The following is a 20,731-nucleotide window of genomic DNA, read 5'->3' as shown; positions in this document are numbered from 1 at the left end:
CGGTCGTTCACACGCCGCCCAGGGCAAATTATTGCCGAGGACGCGTGCGATGAGTCGGCATCGCGCAGAGCGGGTCGTCCGGCCAATAGTGTTTCGGGTAACGTCCTTTCAAATCTTTTTTCACTTCAAAATAGGTAGTTCGCCAAAAGTTCGCCAAATCCTGCGTCACCTGAACGGGGCGTTGGGCCGGCGACAACAGATGCATGACGATCGGCACCTTTCCTCTGGCGATTCGGGGCGTATCGTGTTGGCCGAACATCTCTTGAAGACGAACGGCGAGCACCGGTGCATCGGGATCGCTGTAATCCACCGCAATCCGTGAGCCGCTCGGAACCGTGATATGCGTTGGCGCCTGCTCGTCCAGCTCCCGGCGCTGTTCCCAAGAGAGCATGCCCTCCAGCACGGAGATCATGTTAAGACGCTGCAAATCCGCCTTGCTGCGCATCCCATAAGCATGGGGCCCGAGCCATTCCGCAGGCGAAGCCGCAAGCGCATCGTCTGAAACTTCCGGCCAATCCGTCGTATGCCGGTTCATAAACTGGATGCGCTGCTGCAATTGACGCGAGGCTTTGTTCCAGGGCAGCATGCCGACGCCTTGTTGGCTGACACCTTGCATCAGCGCAGCCAGGCACTGGGACGGATCGGGATTTGCGAGCGGCGTTTCTTTCAGAATGAGCGCGCCAAGCCGTTTGCGCTGTCTTGCCCGTACCGCTTGCGCATCCGCATCCCACTCGACGATCGCTTCGTCCGTAATCAGCTCCGCGCCGAAGCGCTCCAGCTCGGCCACCGTCACCGGAGCGGACAAGTCGATCCGGCTGTCGGTGCCGGTATCGTCCAGCTCCGCGGCGACGATATACGGCGTCCCCGCCGTCGCTTGCGCCGCAGGATAAGCCGCCCCGCGCCCGTTGCTCAGCAGGTAGCGCCCGTCGCTGCGGCGCTGGCCGATCCGGTCGGGGTACGCCAGCGCCAGCAGCAGCCCGCACGCGTCGGAGTCGACCGGCTCGCCGGGCGGCACCTTCGCGGCGCGCTTCCATTGCGCGGACTCGGCCCGGATGCGGCGGAGCGCCACTGCGTCAACCGTAGCGCCGGCGGGCGCATCGTCGGATGCGCGGCGGAGCGCATCGAGCCGCGAGCGCAAATCGGCGTCGCGCGCCCCGCTGCCGCGGAACAGATCGCGCTCGGAGAGCAGCGCCGCGAGCTCGCAGGCCGTTGCGCCGAGGCCATGCCGGGAAGCCGCGACGATCATATGCGCGAGCCGCGGATGCAGCCCGAGCTCGGCGAGTTGCCGGCCGTGCGGGCTCAGCCCGCCCTTCGGCCCAAGCGCGCCGAGCCGGCTCAGCAGCTCGCGCGCTTGCTCGTAGGCGGCTGCCGGAGGCGGGTCGAGCCACATCAGCTCGCCCGGCTCCGTAACGCCCCATTCGGCAAGCTCCAGGGCAAGCGGCGCGAGGTCCGCTTCCAGGATTTCCGGTACGCTGCGTGCAGGCAGGTTACGGTCATCTTGTTCCGACCATAGCCGATAGCATACGCCTGGGCCAAGCCGTCCCGCTCGGCCACGCCGCTGGTCCGCCGATGCCCGCGATACGGTCGTCGTCTCCAGCCGGGTCATCCCGGTCCGCGGCGAAAACCGCGGAACACGCGACAAGCCGCTGTCGATGACGACGCACACGCCCTCAACGGTTAAGCTTGTTTCGGCGATGGATGTCGCCAGCACAACTTTGCGCTCTCCCGCTTCACACGGCGCAATCGCCCTGTCTTGCGCTTCTTGCGGCATCGCGCCGTATAGCGGAGCAATCCGCACTTGCCGGAACCGGGTCGGCACCTGCGCAGCCAGCCGCGCTTCCACGGCTCGTATTTCGCCGGCGCCCGGCAGGAAAACGAGCAGGTCGCCTTCGTCGTTCGCGAGCGCCTCCATTACCGCAGCGGCGACTGCCCCATCGATCCTGCCCTCGATTCGGCGATCCGCATATCGCGTTTCGACGGGATAGGCCCGTCCTTCACTCGCGAGAACCGGCGCGCTTCCGAGCAATGCCGCGACCGGCTCGGCCTCCAGCGTCGCCGACATGACCAGCAAGCGCAGATCTTCACGCAGCAGTGCCTGCGATTGCAGCGCCAGTGCCAATCCGAGGTCGGCATGCAAGCTCCTCTCGTGGAATTCGTCGAACAAAACCGCGCCTACGCCTTCCAACGCAGGGTCGGCTTGCAGCATCCGGGTCAATACCCCTTCGGTGATGACCTCGATCCGTGTTTTGGGTCCGACCTTCGTTTCCATCCGAACGCGATACCCGACGGTCTCGCCTACCGTCTCGCCAAGCTGTGCCGCCATAAATTTGGCGGCTGAACGCGCCGCAAGCCGCCGCGGCTCCAGCATCAAAATGCGCCGACCGGCCAGCCATGGCTCGCTGAGCAGCGCAAGGGGCACGCGCGTCGTTTTCCCCGCGCCCGGTGCCGCAACAAGCACTGCATTTACATGGCCGCGGAGCGTTTCTTTCAGTTGTGGCAATATATGATCAATCGGCAGCAAATCATCGCAACTCCTCTGTTTCAACATCGTGATTATCATTTTACTTGATATACGGGCCGCTTGTCATGCCGTATGCTGTTCGAACCGATGATGTTGAGGCTGAGTGCAGAATAGCACTTGAAAAATTTTGACAAATAAGATGAATGGCTCGGTTGTGGTACTGAAAATTACCTTTCGTGGTTTTGAATTCAGGTACAAGGTTCGTGGGGCCGATTCGGGTTAGGGTTCGGGGTTCGGGGTTCGGGTTTGGGGTTCGGGGTTCGGGGTTCGAGGTTCGGGGTTCGGGATTCGGGGTTCGGGGTTCGGAGTTCGAGGTTCGGGGTTCGGGATTCGGGGTTCGGGGTTCGGAGTTCGAGGTTCGGGGTTCGGGATTCGGGGTTCGGGGTTCGGAGTTCGAGGTTCGGGGTTCGGGATTCGGGGTTCGGGGTTCGGAGTTCGAGGTTCGGGGTTCGGGATTCGGGGTTCGGGGTTCGGAGTTCGAGGTTCGGGGTTCGGGATTCGGGGTTCGGGGTTCGGAGTTCGAGGTTCGGGGTTCGGGGTTCGGGGTTCGGGGTTCGGTTCGGATACGGGGAGAAGGTGCAGGTACACGTCACGTTCGTGTCCGGTGTGAGGTCCGGGCATCACATAAATAACGGGAAAAGATGCACTTAATTTTCGTCGATCGATGAAGTCGAGAGAAACAACTGTATTTCATGTATATAATTCCAGCAAAAATATCAGTTTTCCACTTCCCAGCAAAAATTAACATCATAAAATCCAGTTATTATTACGAAAATCAATCTATCCCCAGAAATTAACTGCATATTTTCCAGTTAATGAACTTTCCCTTCCCTGTCTAATTTTATGATCGAATCGCAAAAAGGCTTGCATGCAGCAAACTGCGTGCACATGCAAGCCTATTCTGACAACGCGTATTAAAGTGAAACATTCTCTATCTATGCAAACCTTAGAACACACGAGGCATGCGATGCACTCAAACTCCAGGCTCCCTTCGCCTGGAGCCTGTCCTTGAGCTACACCACGCTGCCGCGCACAACAACCGCTTTGCGTTTCGCCCGGCGTGCCACCGCTTCGGCGGAGCAGCTTGCTTCCACGAGCACGCCGCTCGCATCGTCGCCGACGTTCGGCCACAGCCGGTCGCCGTTTTCGGACAACGCCGTTACGCCGCCGGTGATGTGGCGAAGCGCCTGCCCTAGCGAGCGCTCGTCCACCCAACCGAACCGTTCCGCTAAGCGGCCCGCCTTCTCCAGCTGATCGCCGTTGCCGAACGGCGACCAGTGATCGTTGATGCTGTCCGTGCCGAGCATGACGTGCACGCCGTGCTGACGCAGCATCGGAACGGGCGGCGCCGAATGGAAGGGTACCGTCGTCGCTATCGAAATGCCTAATGACGCAAGGCGTGCCGCCATTTCGTCCGCTTCGGTTCCCGCGATTTGCCCCAATGCGAATGCATGGCTCAGCGTCACGCGGCCTTGCCAGCCCGCTTCCTCGGCCAGCTCCGCCAATCTGCGGATGGTCGCAAGGCCTGTTGCCCCTCCTTCATGCAAATGGAGGTCGATGTTCGCATTGGCTTCCACGGCAAGCTCCATCATCGTCTGCAGCGATGTTTCGATATCACCGTCCACCGTCTGCGGATCTACGCCTCCAACGAGAGCCGCTCCATGCTGCAATGCCTCCCGAACCAAACCGGCCGCGTTCGAACGAAGCAAGCCGTGCTGCGGGAAAGCGACGATTTCATACGTGATTTTACCTGCGAACGTTTCGAATGCGCGCAGTATTGCCTCCAGGTTGTTCAATTTGACAACCTGATCGATATTGCAATGAGTCCGAACATGTGTCGTACCCGCTGCTAGCAGCGTAGCCAGCATGTTCTCCGCCCGTTCCTGCGCCTTCGGCAGAAGCTCGGGCAGCAGACGCTCTTCTTCTTTGAATCGGTCAAATATCGACTTCGCCTGTTTTACCGCTCTCCATCGATCGCTGTAATACGTCTTGTCAATATGAATATGCATTTCTTGAAAAGGCGGAAGCAGAAGCGCCCCTGCCGCATCGTAAGTATGTTCTCCAACCGGAACGGAATCGGCGGACTCCGTGTTCGCAGCAACAAGCTCCGCTATCGCTCCGTTTTCGATTCGAATATGATACAGCTCGGATACCGTTGAAGCAATAACGCCTTCGTCATCATACGCATATCCACATTCCAAGCGAACGTTTCTTAACCATCGGTTTTCTGAATTCATGCTGTAACTCCTCTCTGCGATATCAGATCTTGTTCAACTCCGTATCATTATATCGCGGACAAGCTATTCCGTCATCTCTTTTACTGCCGGGAAGATATCGTCTATTATCGTTCGTCCCGCTTCGTTCGCATCATAAGAAAAACTTCTATCGAAGTCATTCAAGGATGAGCGACCGCGTTTTAGCGGAAGTTTATTCTTGGTAAAGAAAGTTCTCTTCGCTTAATGCTTTAGCGAACTTAAACTTTCTTTATCGTTAAGAAAAGCTTCTGATCGAAGTCTTTCGATGAAGATACATTCGTGTCTTATATGAAGCTTTTCTTATAATATCAGAAAGGTTCAGCTCCGCTGAAAATTTATACTTTCTGATATCATAACAAAAAACCTTAAATCCACGAAACCATGGAATTAAGGTTCTGACTGTAATGATTTTTACAAAAAGAACTAGGACTTCAATACGTCATGATCCACATAACGTTCGCCGTTAATTTCACTCAAGACGTTAATCGCTACTTTCGCGCCGTCCCCGGCCGTTATGATGGCATGAACGCTCACTCCCGCCACGGTTCCCGCAGCCCAAATGCCTTCGATGTTTGTTTTGCCGCTCGCATCGGCATCTACGACCGTTTTGATCCGCGGTTCGGTGCCCGGTTTGGTTTTCACGCCGATTTTGTCAGCAAGATCGACCAATGCGCCCGTCGCCAAAATGACGTGCTCCGCTTCAAAATATTCATTTTCCAATTCAATACGGAATCGGGTTGCGCCGCCTTCGTTGGACACGACATTCAACGCTTTGCCCGTAGCGATTTTCGCACCGAATTTAACGGCTTGCTCCTTCCCGATGTTTATCATATCAGGTCCTGTAATTTCATTCACGCCGTAGAAATTTTCGATCCATGCCCGTTTCGTCATGCTTTGGTCACTGTCGACGATCAACGTTTTTTTCCCTGCTTTCGCAGCAAATAATGCAGCGCTTGCTCCGGCCGGCCCCGCACCGATAATTGCAATATCATACATACCCTGATACCTCCCGCATTGTATTTAGAATCATTATTAGAATAATATAGTTATCAAAAAATAACAAACATATTTTATATGCTGTAACTCGGCTCTACAGGGAGCAAAATTACGACCGTTGTCCCTCGATTTAATTCGCTTGTAATATTCATGACGCCCCGGTGGGCTTCAATAATCTTATAGCTGACCATTAAACCTAATCCCGTCCCGGTTTCCTTCGTCGTATAAAACGGCTCTCCCAGTTTAGGGATGTGCTCCTCCGCAATACCTTTCCCCTGATCGATAAAACATATGCGTATCGCCCCTGACACATCCATGCATGCTTCCAGCTTGATTTCACCGCCGTTTGGCATTGCTTCGATCGCGTTTTTCAGCACATTGATAAATACTTGCTTCAACTGATTCTCGTCACAACGTACAAGCGGCAAATCCGCTTCCACCTCGAACACAATCTGTACATTATGCATAATCGCTTGCGTATCCAGCAGCATCATGACGCTTCGCAGAATGAGTCCGATATCCTTGTCCTCGAAATAAATCATTTGCGGTTTAGCCACAACCATAAATTCGTTGACGATATAATTGATCCGATCCAGCTCTGTCAGCATGATGTCAAAAAAAGTTCCATGCTCTTCGTTTTTTGCTCTCAGCAGCTGCGTAAACCCGCGCAGCGAGGTCAACGGATTGCGAATTTCGTGTGCAACGCCGGCCGCGAGCTGGCCGACGACGGATAGCTTTTCCGATTTGCGCAGAAGCTCCTCCGTTCGTTTTCTTTCCGTTATATCGACACAAGAAGCGATGACCTCGACGACTTTACCGCATCTTTTTACTGGGCGCAGCGATGCCAGGTAAGTGATGCCGTTTCTCGACCCTTCGTAGGTTACATGCTCTTCGCCGTTCCAAGCTCGTTCGTAATAAGATAGTTTTTTCCGTATCATCGTTTGGCACGAAAAAAAATCGTATAATTCCTTGCCGACAATTTCTTCCGGAACGTTGCCCATCCGGTAAAGAAGCTCGCCGTCCGCCATCGTATGGATGTATTTATCCTTTACTTTCTTAAACTTGAATGTCATGCCTTGCTGCTCGCGAAGCAGCTGTTCCATTTCCTGCTGGGCAAGCCGAAGCTGGTCTTCCACGCTTTTTAAATTTGTTATATCGCGTTCTACGGACACGATTGCAATGACGCGTCCATCTTGATCTTTAACAGGTGATACCGACACGCTTGTAATGAACATTTCTCCGCTCTTGTGCAATCGAACGGTTTCGATTCCTTTGACCGGGTCGCCCGAGATGACCGTTTGGAAAATCTCCAGCATCTGATCCATCCGATGTTCGGGAATCCATGGCAGCGTTAACTCCTTCAATTCTTCAAGCGACCATCCGTGCAATTGCTCAAAAGCCGGATTGGCCTTTATCACTTTGCCCTCCAAATCCACGATCACAATGCCGTCCGATGAAAACTTCATGAAGGAATCCAATATTTCTTGGGAAGAGCGAAGCTTTTGTTCCAGTCTCATGTTATGAGATTTCATCCGCCTCCGAAGGGCTGAAAGGCTAACCATCCATTTCCTCATCAATGCTCTCTGCTTCATTAACTGTTCACCCAATTGGAAGAGATTTGTTTTCACCAATGGAATTCCACAACAGTTTTGTATATCCTGCCACATTTTTTTTCATATTAAGAAAAACTTCTATCGATGGACTACAAAAATAAACGAATGTACTCTGGTGATTTATCCAATTACGAGGTGACCCCATGTTTAAATTACTCTGGCCCGTCCATCTGGGCATTGCCATCACGATGTTAGGTTCTTCCCTCGGGATCCCTGCCAAAGGACGAGCGTATTACGAAAAACGAGGAGATATTGTATGGGAAGTTCCTACAAAGGAAAAAGTGATTGCCTTAACGTTCGACGACGGACCGGACAAAATCGAGACGCCTCAGCTACTTGATTTACTCAAGCAATACGGAGTTCACGCGACGTTTTTTGTAATCGGCAAACGGGCGGCCGCTTATCCGGATATCGTCAAACGCGAAGTCAGCGAAGGTCATGAAGTCGCCAACCACACTTATAACCACCCTTATTTCAACCGCAAAATGACCATGCGTACTTTTTCCTCCGAATTGTCACGGGCACATGACGAAATATTCAAAGCTACCGGTTTGGATACCCATTACTTCCGGCCCCCGGGAGGATATTATAATGAGAAAATGGTGGAGCTCGCGAAGAAGCAAGGCTATCTGATCATCATGTGGTCCTGGGATCAAGATACGCAAGATTGGCGCAGGCCCGGCGTTAAAAAAATCGTCAATAAAGTTTTGAACAATGCGGGCGGCGGTGAAATTGTTTTGTTCCACGATCATGTGATGGGCGGCTCGCAAACGATCGATGCGCTCAAGCAAATTTTGCCGGAGCTGAAGCGGCGCGGCTTTACTTTCCTAACGGTGTCCGAATTGATCAATCGCCGTAACGCACCCGATCCGGTCTCGAAAAAGAAAAGCAAATGATTAGCAAAAAGAGCACCTTCTTGTCGATTTGACAATAAGGTGCCCTATCCTAGTAGGTTCAGCGTATTTACTCGCTGCAATTGGAAGGTGACGCTACCGTTCCGGATTCCACGTTGATTTTCTCCGAAACGGTTTCACGAATGACCGAAACGATCAACTGAAGCAGCTGATTGATATCGGCTTGTGTTTGCTGGAATTCCGCAACGACCGGAATGCCGTCCAGCTCATCCTGCAGCTGATCGATTTCGTTTTCGATCTTTTCCACCATGTTCGGATTTTGGAACGATTTGAAGGCGACGATTTCTTTTTGCTTCTTCTTGATCGAGCGAATCATCTCTTGTACGTGATCGTGGTTTTTGATTTTGACTTCGGCTTGCTTATATTGCTGAACTTCCTCCGAATTGGAAATCAGCTCGGCCAGCTCTTTCGCTTTGGCCATAATATCTTTGCTCACGATCAAATCTTGGGATCTATAGATCGTCTCATGCTCGTGATCGTGGTCATGATGATGGTGTGACAAGAACAACACGTCCCTTCCGTCGTCTAAAGTGTAAACCTTGCTTGTTATACAATCGCGCGTTCGGCTACTACCTCGCCGCGAATATGCCATGTTAGAGCCTCGACAACCTTCACTTGAATGATTTGGCCGATCAAATCTTTGGAGCCTGTAAAATGCACCAGTTTGTTTGTCCGAGAACGTCCTGCCAGCACATCCGGGTTGTTCTTGCTCTCGCCTTCGACGAGCACTTCGATGATCTGGCCGTGGAGCTTCTCATTGCTCGACCGGCTGTATTCGTTGACGACATCGTTGAGCCGCTGCAGCCGTGCACGCTTGACTTCGGCCGGCACATTGTCGGCCATCGAAGCGGCCGGTGTACCTTCGCGCGGCGAATAGATGAACGTGTATGCCGAATCGTAGCCGACTTCGCGAACGAGCGAAAGTGTGTCCTCGAACTGTTCATCCGTCTCGCCCGGGAATCCAACGATTATATCGGTCGTGAGCACGACATCCGGGATCGCCGCTTTGATCTTGCGAACCAATTCCAAGTAATGTTCACGCGAATATTTGCGGCTCATCAGCTTCAAAATGTCGGTGTTCCCCGATTGGACGGGCAAATGGATATGTTCGACCAAGTTGCCGCCCTTGGCAAGCACCTCGATTAACCGGTCGTCAAAATCGCGTGGATGGGAAGTCGTAAAGCGAACCCGCGGAATATCGATTTTGTGGATATCGTCCATAAGGTCGCCGAACGTATAGTTCAAATCCTCGAAATCTTTGCCGTACGCATTGACGTTTTGCCCAAGCAGCGTTATTTCCTTGAAGCCTTGACGTGCGAGCTCGCGTACTTCGGCAATGACATCTTCCGGTCGGCGGCTGCGTTCCTTGCCGCGCGTGTAAGGCACGATGCAATACGTGCAGAATTTGTCGCAGCCGTACATAATGTTGACCCATGCCTTCAATCCTTCGCGCTTCTTCGGCAGGTTCTCGATAATGTCGCCTTCCTTGGACCAAACTTCAACAACCATTTCTTTGCTGAAATGAGCTTCTTTGATCAGATTCGGCAGGCGATGAATGTTGTGCGTGCCAAATATCAAATCGACAAAGCCGTGCTTATTCAAAATCCGGTTAACGACCGACTCTTCTTGCGACATGCATCCGCAAACGCCAAGAAGCAGACCGGGCTTCTCGATCTTTAAATGCTTCAGATGGCCCAATTCGCCGAATACTTTATCCTCGGCATTTTCCCGAATCGCGCATGTATTCAGCAGAATAATATCGGCTTGCTGCTTGTCTTCGGTTGCCGTATAGCCCATTTGCTCCAGCATGCCCTTCATCGTTTCCGAATCGTGTTCGTTCATCTGGCAGCCGTACGTGCGGATCAAATAATGTTTGCCTTGGCCGAATTGCTGCATTTCCTCCGGTATGGAGAAGCTGTAATCGACAAGGATATCCTCCTTGCCCCGAGCTTTTGCCTCTTTTAACGAAGGCGGCTGAAAATATATGGAGTAATCTTTTTGAGATTGTTTATTCGATGTGATGACGTTTAGTTCTTTCTTCACCGTACCCCTTCCTTTCTGTTCGTACATCGGTGGAATCTATCATCACACCATTATAGCATCTTTGCACGGTGATTTTCAAAAAATATATGCTGCCTTCAATCGATAATTTCGGCAGTATCTCCGGTTTTTACCCCGGCCGCGTTGGCTTCGTCCGTGTCAATATGCATGTCCAGCGCAAACTGATCGGAAATGCGGGCAATCACATTTTCGAATACGATCGCTCTTTCACCGTTTACGCGAACGCGAAGCAGCTGCTTGTCGGTGATGCCCCATTTTGCCGCATCCGAGGTATGAAAATGAATATGTCTTGCCGCAACGATCACGCCTTCCTCGGTCGTTACTTCGCCCGCAGGCCCGATGATGCGAATTCCCGGCGTTCCTGCTATATTGCCGGATTCTCGTACCGGCGCCGCTATACCGAGCTGAAAAGCATCCGTACGCGAGATTTCCAGCTGCGTCTTGCCTCTAGCCGGACCCAGAATGCGTACTTTGTCAAACGACCCCTTCGCGCCTTCCACTCGAACGGTTTCGTTCGCCGCGAATTGTCCCGGCTGCGATAACGGTTTCAGCTCGGTTAGCGAATAACCTTTCCCGAATAATATTTCGATATGCTCTTGAGATAAGTGAATATGTCTCGCCGATACGCCGACAGGAACGTTTTTCATAAAATCCACCCTTCTGACACACTGATTGGTTATGTATAAATAGCCTGTTGATATTATTAGAAAAGCTTGTATTCGAAGTCTTATCCACAAAGAAATGAAATATTAGAAAAGTTCAGCTTCGCTGATTTCTAATATTATAGGAAAAGGCATATGGCGGTAATCCCCCATATGCCTCCCCTTGCATTATACGGTTCTTATGCTTTTCTTATTTGAATTCCGATACGAGCTTGGCAAAGTCCGCTTCGGACAATTGCAGATCTTGTTTTGCGAGTGCTTCCGGCTTGAAGCCCGGCACGAGATCTTCGTAGCTTTTTTTCGATTTGTCTTGATAAATCAGGCCTGTTACCATGGAGTTCGTTTCCATCAGCTTCGTCATGGCCATGACGCGGTTCGACGGATCATATTCAGGGAATTGATCCAAGTTCACGATGTGCTCCTTGAACCAGTCGTACGTATTGATTTTGTTGAACGTTACGCATGGGCTGAATACGTTCAGGAATGCGAAGCCTTTATGCTTCATCGCTTCCTCGATCAGGAACGTCAGCTGCTTCAGATCGCTCGAGAACGATTGCGCGACGAACGTTGCGCCAGCTGCCAAAGCGATTTCGAGCGGCGACAGCGTCGACTCGATCGAACCTTCCGGCGTACTTTTCGTTTTGAAGCCTTCTGCGCTTCGCGGCGAAGTTTGCCCTTTGGTCAAGCCGTAAATTTGGTTGTCCATGACGATGTACGTCATGTCGATGTTGCGGCGAATCGCGTGGACCGTGTGGCCCATGCCGATTGCGAAGCCGTCGCCGTCACCGCCGGAAGCGATAACCGTCAGCTCGCGGTTAGCCATCTTGAGGCCTTGTGCGATTGGCAGCGAGCGTCCATGGATCCCGTGGAAGCCGTATGCGTTAATGTAACCCGATATCCGGCCGGAGCAGCCGATACCGGATACGACGCCTAAGCCTTCCGGCTCGAGGCCGATATTGGCAGCCGCTCTTTGGATTGCCGCTTGTACGGAGAAGTCTCCGCAGCCCGGACACCAGTTTGGCTTAATGTTGTTACGAAAGTCTTTAAATGTAGCCATCTTAGTTCAACCCCTTGCATTCGTTATGAATTTCGGCAGGATGGAACGGAGTCCCGTCATATTTCAATACGGTGCTGATTTTGTCGGCAAATCCGATGTTCAGCTTGATTTGGTCAGCCAATTGGCCGGTTGCGTTGTTCTCGATAACAACGACTTTTTTCGCTTTCTCGATATAAGGAGCAAGCTCTTTCGCCGGGAACGGATGAATGAGACGCACCGTCGCATGGTTGGTCGAAATGCCGTCGGCAGTCAGGCGAGCTCTTGCCTCGTCTACCGTACCGCCGATCGAACCCATCCCGATAATGAGCATATCCGGCGTTTCATGAGGCGCATCGACTTTGATCGGGTTCGTGAATTGAATATTGTCCAGCTTGTGCAAACGTTTATCCATCATTTTCTTACGGTTAGTCGCGCTTTCCGAAGGACGTCCTTCTTGGTCGTGCTCTACGCCGGTAACATGGTGGATACCGTTTTTGACGCCCGGCAGAACACGCGGCGAAACGCCGTCTCCCGTGAACTCGTAACGTTTGAACAGCTTGCCGTCTTCCACCGGAGCCGCTTCGCTGACCAGGTTGCCGCGTTCGATGACGATTTTGCTGTAATCGAGCGTTTCGCAAGATTGCTTGCCAAGCGCCAGCTGCAAGTCGGCGAGGACGATTACCGGAACTTGGTATTTCTCGGATATATTAAATGCTTCGATCGTATCGTAGAAGCATTCTTCGATTGTGCTTGGTTGAATGACGACTTTCGGAATTTCGCCGTGCGTACCGTAAATCATCGCATTCAAGTCGCTTTGCTCTTGCTTGGTAGGCAAGCCCGTGCTTGGGCCTCCGCGCATCGTATTAACGATAACGACAGGCGTTTCAGTCATGCCTGCCAGTCCGATCGCTTCCATCATCAGCGAAAGACCAGGGCCCGCAGAAGCCGTCATTGCGCGAACGCCGCCGTAGTTGGCGCCGATCGCCATCGTTACGGCTGCGATTTCGTCTTCCGTCTGGATGACGGTTCCGCCGAACTTAGGCAATTTCTTAATGAGATATTCCATAATTTCCGAAGCCGGAGTAATCGGATACGCCGGCATGAAACGGCATCCTGCTGCGAGTGCGCCCAGCGCGATCGCTTCGTTGCCGATCATGAACAGTTTCTGCTTGCCGTCGGCAGGTTCAAGCGCGAGTGCGCTGATCGGTCCGCCCGCTTCATCCAGAACGAACTTGGCTCCTCTGGCTACGGCTTCGATATTTTTCTCAACGATAGCCGGTCCTTTGCGGCCGAATTCTTCTTCCACGGCTTTGTTGAACACTTCGATCGGCAAGCCGAGAAGCGCCCAAGAAGCGCCCGAAGCAACCATGTTCTTCATCAAGGATGTACCAAGCTCTTCGGCAATCGCCGTAATCGGTACGGCGAACAATCTTGCTTTGACACCTTCTGGAACAACCGGACTAAACTTCGCATCGGCGACGATAACGCCACCCTCACGCAGCTCGTGAGCATTCAGATCGATCGACTCTTGGTCAAAGGCAACCAAAATATCCAAATCGTCGGAAATCGCTCGAATTGGCTTTGTGCTGATCCGAATTTTATTGTTCGTATGGCCCCCTTTAATCCGCGAGGAGAAATGACGGTAACCATACAAATAGTAGCCAAGACGGTTTAATGCTGTGGAGAAAATACGGTCCGTACTTTCGACACCCTCGCCTTGTTGTCCCCCGATCTTCCACGACAATTGACTAATCAAGAAAGTCCACTCCTTTTGATTATCACTGGTTGTGATTCTAGTCCACAAAAAATTAACAAAGCAATAAATAAAATTTTTCACTGGTCAAACAAATTTTATGACTCTTACGGACAAAATGCAAGGGATTTCAGCAAAATCAAAGATAGTTCTTTGAGATGGAATCCATATCGTTGCGAGATCGATTGTTAAGATTGGCCCTCACCCGGGAGATTCTTTACTAAATATTTATACCAATTGCCGAACAGAAAGCTCTCGGCCAATTCGTCGTTATAGTATTTGCTTAACGTTTCGGCGAATTGCGCGTATTGTCCGGGATGCTCCAAGCCCTCGACCCACTTGTCGATGCCGTCGAAATCCGAGCCGAATGCAATATGATCCTGACCGCCCAATGCACAAATGTGATCGATATGGGCCAGCAAATCCCGTATCGTTACGGAGGGGGCCGATTTGACGAACCACGGGACGAAAGTAACGCCCATAATGCCGCCGGTGGCGATCAGATGTTTGATTTGCTCGTCGTTCAAATTTCGCGGATGCGGGCATACCGCGGAACAGTTGGAATGGGACGCGACAAAAGGCTTGGTCGATTTTTCGGCAACGTCCCAGAAGCCTCTTTCCGCCAAATGCGAAATATCGATGATGATGCCGAGACGGTTACATTCGTTCACGAGCTTTTCGCCCTTCCGGGTGAGTCCGCCTTTGCGCGGCTCCATGACCCCGTCGGCCGCCCAATTCCCGTAATTCCACGTCAGCCCGATCATCCGCAGTCCAAGCTGATATAATATGCGCAAATGCATCAAATCGCCTTCGAGTCCGTCCGCGCCTTCCAGCGTCAGCATCGCCCCGATTCGTTTGCCCCCGGATGCGGCTACGTTCACCAAATCGGCGCTCGTTCGGACGAAGGTCATCTGCTCGTGCGACAATATGCGTTCATGCAGCAAGTCGACGCATTGCAGGATATGCGAAAATTTGGGCACGCCCAGCGATTCGGATAAATACACGGCGAAACATTGCAGCGCGATTCCGCCTTGCATAAGCCGGTTTAAAGTGACATCGAGCCGCTCATCGTCTTGAAAATGAACCCGCGGTTGTTCCAGCATTTTGCTCAGCACATCGCAATGTCCGTCAATGATTCTCATTGTTACATCATTCCCCTCGTCATGTCGTTTCAAACCAAAACAAAAAAACCTGTCTACTGATAAACAGGTTTTGACTCTCATTCCCATAAGGTAATCGCATTATCTTGGTTCAACGATTAGTTTGATCGCGGTCCGATCTTCCCCATCGATGACGATATCCGTAAATGCCGGTATGCAAATTAAATCCACCCCGCTTGGCGCCACAAATCCTCTTGCAATCGCAACCGCTTTGATCGCTTGATTCAATGCGCCCGCACCGATGGCTTGAAGCTCCGCCCCACCACGTTCTCTTAACACGCCGGCCAATGCTCCGGCAACTGAGTTTGGATTGGATTTTGCTGAAACTTTTAATACTTCCATGAAAAGTACCTCCTCGGGAATGATGGATTGGTTCCAGTATTAAATAGTATTCTAGGAAACTGAAAAAATTCCTTCATCATTTCGAGGCAACTTTCTTAATTGCAAGAATTTTTATAATTTTCAGTGAAAAATCGTGTCTTCTTCGTAGATCCTAATTTTTTGGATGCTTTGCGCAAGCCCGGTCTGATCATCCAGTTCAATCACAACGCCGTGAAGATGCCACTTGCCTTCGTCGACCGTAAATCGGACAGGCAGCTGCGTCTTGAACTTTTGCAGAACGGAAGCCCGCTCCATACCGAGCACGCCTTCTCGTGAGCCCACCATGCCTACGTCGGTAATATAGGCTGTACCTCCCGGCAGCACGGTCTCATCGTTCGTTTGCACGTGCGTATGCGTTCCTACGACAACCGATGCCCTACCGTCCAAGTGCCATCCCATGGCGATTTTCTCCGAAGTCGCTTCGGCGTGGAAATCGACGAAAATAAATTTGTGCTTTTTCTTGTATTGGTCCATCAATTGATCCGCCATCCGAAACGGACAATCGAGCGAAGGAAGGAATGTTCGTCCTTGCAGGTTGACGATGACGAGTTCCTTGCCGTTCGCCTTGATGACGGCAGAGCCGCGTCCCGGCGTTCCGTCCGGGAAATTGGCCGGGCGGACGATCCGATCCTCGTCGTCGATCCAATCGAAGATGTCTTTGTTGTCCCACGTATGGTTTCCCATCGTAATGCCGTGTACGCCGAGTTCAATAAAATCGCGGACGATCGCGGAAGTGATGCCGCGCCCGCCTGCGGCGTTTTCACCGTTAGCGATAATGATGTGCGGGGAATATTTTTGCTTCAAGTAAGGTAAAGTTTGCTTAAGCGCCTTGCGTCCTACATTGCCGACGATATCACCGATAAATAAAACTTTAATCGGGTTCTCCTCCTTAAATACGTGGAAAAGTGGCTGACAATCCAGCCACTTTTCCCCATTTATTATTTCGCATATTCAACTGCTCTTGTTTCACGAATGACGGTAACTTTAATGTGACCCGGGTAATCGAGCTCGCCTTCGATCTTCTTCGTAATATCGCGGGCGAGTCGGAATGCTTCGGTGTCGTCGATTTTCTCCGGCTGCACCATGACACGGACTTCACGTCCTGCCTGGATCGCATACGATTTCTCGACACCGTCAAACGATTCGGAAATTTCTTCGAGCTTCTCCAGACGTTTAATATACGTCTCGAGCGTCTCGCGACGGGCACCCGGTCTTGCTGCCGACAATGCGTCCGCCGCACCGACGAGCATGGCAATGACCGAAGTCGCTTCGCAATCGCCGTGGTGAGACGCGATACTGTTAATGACGACTGGGTGCTCCTTGTATTTCTTCGCCAGCTCGACGCCGATTTCAACGTGCGAGCCTTCTACTTCGTGATCAAGCGCTTTGCCGATATCGTGCAGAAGTCCTGCGCGTTTGGCCAGCGTTACGTCTTCTCCAAGCTCTCCGGCCATCAGCCCGGTCAAATAGGCTACTTCCATCGAGTGCTTCAGCACGTTTTGTCCATAGCTTGTCCGGAATTTCAATCGGCCGAGAATCTTGATCAGATCCGGATGCAATCCGTGTACGCCAACTTCGAAAGTCGCTTGCTCGCCGTATTCGCGAATTCGCTCATCCACTTCCTTGCGGGATTTCTCGACCATCTCCTCGATTCGTGCCGGATGGATACGTCCGTCGGCGACGAGCTTCTCAAGCGATGTGCGAGCGATCTCGCGGCGAATTGGATCGAAACCGGACAAAATAACCGCTTCCGGCGTATCGTCGATGATCAAATCGATTCCGGTCAGCGTCTCCAGCGCGCGAATGTTGCGTCCTTCGCGGCCGATAATGCGTCCCTTCATCTCTTCGTTCGGCAAGGTGACGACCGATACCGTCGTTTCGGCAACGTGATCGGCAGCGCAACGCTGAATCGCGAGCGTAATGACCTCGCGCGCTTTCTTGTCGGCTTCTTCCTTCGCCTGCGTCTCGATTTCCTTGATCATCTGCGCTGTTTCGTGGCGTACTTCCTGTTCGACGTTGGTTAGAATGATGTTTCTCGCATCTTCCATCGTCAAATTCGAAATACGTTCCAGCTCCGTAACCTGATTTTTGTAAATCTGGTCGATTTGCGCTTGCGTTTCCTCGATCCGTTTCTCCTTGTTGGCGACTTGTTCTTCCTTCCGCTCTAAAGAGTCTAATTTTTTATCCAGCGATTCCTCTTTTTGCAACAATCGTCTTTCCAGACGTTGAATTTCATTCCGTCTTTCACGAATGTCTTTTTCAGCTTCGGCCCGTAGCTTATGCACTTCGTCCTTCGCTTCCAGAACCGTCTCTTTCTTAAGCGCCTCCGCTTCTTTTTTTGCATTATCGACAATATTTTCCGCGGCTTGCTCGGCGCTAGAAATTTTAGCCTCAGCAAGAGACTTGCGAATAAAATAACCAATCCCAAAGGAAATTGCGCCAACAACGAGAACGATCGCAATCCAGATGATGATTTCCATCATGGGTGTTCACCTCCTCGCTAACCAAGGCTCAGCTTGGGATATTTTCGGTTTTCAATCCTTGTTACATTGTTCATTCAGGATAAGAAACATAGCGGGTTTCTTATCATAGGTTTGCACACGCTAGGTGTGCCGCTCTCATCGCTACTGCTTGTGAAGAAGAGAGTAAATAATCGGCGAAATGAATAAAAGCGAATCGTTTTCCTTGCGGAAAATAGATTGGCACATGATTATTTTAGCTTTTGTAAAATAATGTTGTCAAGCGAATACATTTTACGCCAAATTTGCGGTCCTCGCTTTAGTCCTCCTCGAGATAGTCTTCGTACTCGTTCTCAGGCCGCTCGCACGGGTCGCCGTCGGCTTCGATTTGCCGCAGAGCGCGGCGAACAATCCCCTGCGGGAAACCGCGGCGCAGCAAAAATGCGGATAACTTCTGCTTGCGGTCCGAGGCGTTCGACTTCATCCCGTTCCACCTTTTGAGTCCCAAACTATAGGCGCTGTCGTATTCCGCTTCTTCATCGATTGCGCTCATCGCCTCCTCGATGTGCTCTCCGGATATCCCTTTTTGCGCAAGTTCCCGGCGAACCCACATCCGCCCTTTCTTCTGCGAAAGGATACGCTGTTCGCTGAGCTGCTTCGCATACAGTTCGTCATCGACATATCGCAGCTCCGCCAGTTGCTGAATAACCGAATCGATAATCGGCTTAGCATAGCCCTTATCCTTCAGCTTGCGGCGAAGCTCCTTGACCGATTGCGGCCTGAACTGCAAATAGCGCAAGGCCTGCATATAGGCATGATGGCGTTCCTCCGCATGAACGATTCGTTCGATCTCAGCCGCTTCAATTTCCGTATCTTTCACCAAACGGAATTTGATCATAATATCCGCATGTACCGAAAAAGCATATTCCTCATTTACAAATATGTTATACCGGTCCTTCCTCTTCTGCTGACGTTCGACAGACGTAATGCGCAGAAGCTCCGGTTGTTGTTTGGGCATTGTGAGAACCTCCTGAAAGTTTTGCGAAGCAAAACTTGCATCGTAAGCATTAGCTAAGTTTTGCGGAGCAAAACTCGCTTCGCAAGCATGGCATGGCTTTTGTTAGAAAGCCTATTTTCCCTGTGTGAATCCGTTATTGCTTTCCCTCACCCTGTTGCTATAAAGAAATAGATGCGATAGTGCATCTATTTCCGAGTTGCGAACAGCCTCAGAACAATTACCTGCGATTGTGCATCTATTTTTATACTTTTTATCAATTTAACAACCGATAAGTTAAAAAGACTGTATTTTCGCAGGTATTTTATCATTTATATGAGATATGGAACGATTCAACTGTATTATTGCATTTATTCCATCAATCAACCTATCCGCAATGCACATTTGTTGAGATCATGGATCTACTCAGAATTGTACCCTTCCACTTACATTCGGCGTGCCGGATCTACTCAGATTTGTACCCTTCCACTATTCGGCGTGCCGGATCTAATCGGATTTGCGCCCTTCCACTAGATCTCGGATTCACCGTTGCCCTACATCTGCGTCCGAAATCTACCCAGGCCTTGACCATCGCTCCACATGAACCTTATTCTGACCGAGAACCCCCGCGTTTCCTTTCCGCTCAGTTCGTAAGCACGAACCCTCTCGCTATGTAATAAGCAAACGAAGACACCTTTCAATGAAAGGTGCCTCCCGTGCTTGCTATTCCAAAGATAATGCCAATTCCTCGTCTTCTTCGTCCTCGTCCGGCTCCGAATTAGAGATAACCGTCGTCAAATTGCTGGACTCCCGAATTTTGCGATCGATCGCGCCTGCAATTTCCGCATTTTCCTTCAAGAATTGCTTCGCATTCTCACGGCCTTGACCTAAGCGCTCGCCTTCGAAGGAATACCATGCGCCGCTCTTGTTGATGATATCCATCTCCGTACCGATGTCGACGATGCTGCCTTCTCTCGAAATGCCTTCGCCGTACATAATATCAACGTCCGCTTGTTTGAACGGAGGCGCTACTTTGTTCTTCACGATTTTGATCCGAGTGCGGTTACCCACAACATCGTTGCCCTGCTTGATCGATTCTACGCGGCGAACGTCCAGACGTACGCTGGAGTAGAACTTCAACGCACGACCGCCCGGAGTTGTCTCCGGATTGCCGAACATAACGCCGACCTTCTCGCGGAGCTGGTTGATAAAAATCGCGATCGTCTTGGACTTGCTGATCGCACCGGACAGCTTGCGCAGCGCCTGCGACATAAGTCGTGCTTGCAAACCGACGTGCGAGTCACCCATCTCGCCTTCGATCTCCGCTTTCGGAACGAGCGCGGCTACGGAGTCGATGACGATGATGTCAACAGCGCCGCTGCGTACGAGTGCTTCCGCGATTTCCAGCGCTTGCTCGCCCGTATCCGGCTGCGACAAGAGCAACTCGTCAATATTAACGCCCAGCTTGCTAGCATAGGATGGGTCCAATGCGTGCTCGGCGTCGATAAAGGCAGCTTGTCCGCCGATTTTCTGCACTTCGGCGATCGCGTGCAGAGATACCGTTGTTTTACCGGACGATTCCGGACCGTATACTTCGATAACGCGGCCGCGTGGCAATCCTCCGATTCCGAGCGCGATGTCCAACGCCAGCGAGCCGCTAGAAACGATTTCGACTTGCATATGTGTAGATTCGCCCAATTTCATGATGGAGCCTTTGCCGAATTGTTTTTCGATTTGTCGTAATGCATTTTCAAGTGCTGCGCGACGATCTGTCAAAAAACTCACTTCCTTCTCTCGTTATATTTATATGATAACTTGTTTTGGAACGTTTGCCAAGCATTTTTTCGAACATACATTCGTTTTTTTAATGCCGACCAAGGATAAACGGCTAGCTCCGTGCGACGGCTCTTCGTTTACCATTGTGAT

16 protein-coding genes are annotated in these 20,731 nt (G+C 51.5%); 1 reads left to right on the top strand and 15 read right to left on the bottom strand.

Features of this window, described 5'->3' with window-relative positions; genetic code table 11:
• Window positions 1-28: 28 nt before the first annotated feature.
• The 4 genes from hrpB to AC0LWM_RS21960 all read right to left on the bottom strand — a co-directional run bounded on the left by hrpB (window position 29) and on the right by AC0LWM_RS21960 (window position 7,289).
• Entirely contained in the window at window positions 29-2,548 is a 2,520-nt protein-coding gene (gene hrpB / locus AC0LWM_RS21975) for an ATP-dependent helicase HrpB (RefSeq protein ID WP_474677132.1), read from the bottom strand.
• A 986-nt stretch (window positions 2,549-3,534) separates the two neighbouring features.
• A complete protein-coding gene (locus AC0LWM_RS21970; protein ID WP_474677131.1) occupies window positions 3,535-4,758 on the bottom strand; it encodes an amidohydrolase in 1,224 nt (407 codons plus the stop codon).
• 441 nt (window positions 4,759-5,199) lie between these two features.
• Complete coding sequence (locus AC0LWM_RS21965) at window positions 5,200-5,772, bottom strand: FAD-dependent oxidoreductase (RefSeq protein WP_474677130.1); 573 nt, start codon at window positions 5,770-5,772, stop codon at window positions 5,200-5,202.
• A gap of 74 nt (window positions 5,773-5,846) precedes the next feature.
• Window positions 5,847-7,289 (bottom strand): PAS domain-containing sensor histidine kinase, encoded by a 1,443-nt coding sequence (locus tag AC0LWM_RS21960; protein ID WP_474677129.1) that lies wholly within the window; start codon window positions 7,287-7,289, stop codon window positions 5,847-5,849.
• A gap of 284 nt (window positions 7,290-7,573) precedes the next feature.
• Between AC0LWM_RS21960 and AC0LWM_RS21955 the strand changes: the two genes are divergently transcribed.
• Entirely contained in the window at window positions 7,574-8,281 is a 708-nt protein-coding gene (locus AC0LWM_RS21955; RefSeq protein ID WP_474677181.1) for a polysaccharide deacetylase family protein, read from the top strand.
• Window positions 8,282-8,348: 67 nt separating this feature from the next.
• Here the strand turns inward: AC0LWM_RS21955 and AC0LWM_RS21950 are convergent, their stop codons facing one another.
• The 11 genes from AC0LWM_RS21950 to recA all read right to left on the bottom strand — a co-directional run bounded on the left by AC0LWM_RS21950 (window position 8,349) and on the right by recA (window position 20,581).
• Complete coding sequence (locus AC0LWM_RS21950; RefSeq protein WP_474677128.1) at window positions 8,349-8,801, bottom strand: YlbF/YmcA family competence regulator; 453 nt, start codon at window positions 8,799-8,801, stop codon at window positions 8,349-8,351.
• Between the two features lie 44 nt (window positions 8,802-8,845).
• A complete protein-coding gene (miaB, locus tag AC0LWM_RS21945; RefSeq protein WP_474677127.1) occupies window positions 8,846-10,369 on the bottom strand; it encodes a tRNA (N6-isopentenyl adenosine(37)-C2)-methylthiotransferase MiaB in 1,524 nt (507 codons plus the stop codon).
• A gap of 68 nt (window positions 10,370-10,437) precedes the next feature.
• The gene (pduL, locus tag AC0LWM_RS21940; RefSeq protein WP_474677126.1) at window positions 10,438-11,007 is read right to left on the bottom strand and encodes a phosphate propanoyltransferase; all 570 of its coding nucleotides are present in this window, start codon (window positions 11,005-11,007) and stop codon (window positions 10,438-10,440) included.
• Window positions 11,008-11,212: 205 nt separating this feature from the next.
• Window positions 11,213-12,079, bottom strand: a complete 867-nt coding sequence (locus AC0LWM_RS21935) for a 2-oxoacid:ferredoxin oxidoreductase subunit beta (protein ID WP_474677125.1) — start codon at window positions 12,077-12,079, stop codon at window positions 11,213-11,215.
• A 1-nt stretch (window position 12,080) separates the two neighbouring features.
• A complete protein-coding gene (locus tag AC0LWM_RS21930; protein ID WP_474677124.1) occupies window positions 12,081-13,814 on the bottom strand; it encodes a 2-oxoacid:acceptor oxidoreductase subunit alpha in 1,734 nt (577 codons plus the stop codon).
• A gap of 185 nt (window positions 13,815-13,999) precedes the next feature.
• Window positions 14,000-14,953 (bottom strand): dipeptidase, encoded by a 954-nt coding sequence (locus tag AC0LWM_RS21925; RefSeq protein WP_474677123.1) that lies wholly within the window; start codon window positions 14,951-14,953, stop codon window positions 14,000-14,002.
• A 99-nt stretch (window positions 14,954-15,052) separates the two neighbouring features.
• Window positions 15,053-15,313 (bottom strand): stage V sporulation protein S, encoded by a 261-nt coding sequence (locus AC0LWM_RS21920; RefSeq protein ID WP_006211249.1) that lies wholly within the window; start codon window positions 15,311-15,313, stop codon window positions 15,053-15,055.
• Between the two features lie 120 nt (window positions 15,314-15,433).
• Entirely contained in the window at window positions 15,434-16,228 is a 795-nt protein-coding gene (locus AC0LWM_RS21915; protein ID WP_474677180.1) for a TIGR00282 family metallophosphoesterase, read from the bottom strand.
• Between the two features lie 62 nt (window positions 16,229-16,290).
• A complete protein-coding gene (gene rny / locus AC0LWM_RS21910; protein ID WP_474677179.1) occupies window positions 16,291-17,832 on the bottom strand; it encodes a ribonuclease Y in 1,542 nt (513 codons plus the stop codon).
• Between the two features lie 298 nt (window positions 17,833-18,130).
• The gene (locus AC0LWM_RS21905) at window positions 18,131-18,829 is read right to left on the bottom strand and encodes a RecX family transcriptional regulator (RefSeq protein WP_474677122.1); all 699 of its coding nucleotides are present in this window, start codon (window positions 18,827-18,829) and stop codon (window positions 18,131-18,133) included.
• Between the two features lie 699 nt (window positions 18,830-19,528).
• Window positions 19,529-20,581: a recombinase RecA gene (recA, locus tag AC0LWM_RS21900; RefSeq protein ID WP_474677121.1), complete on the bottom strand. Its 1,053-nt coding sequence runs from the start codon at window positions 20,579-20,581 to the stop codon at window positions 19,529-19,531.
• Window positions 20,582-20,731 lie beyond the last annotated feature (150 nt).

The sequence above is a fragment of the Paenibacillus sp. sgz302148 genome, assembly GCF_056120465.1.
This window is presented reverse-complemented; position numbering and strand designations above follow the sequence as displayed.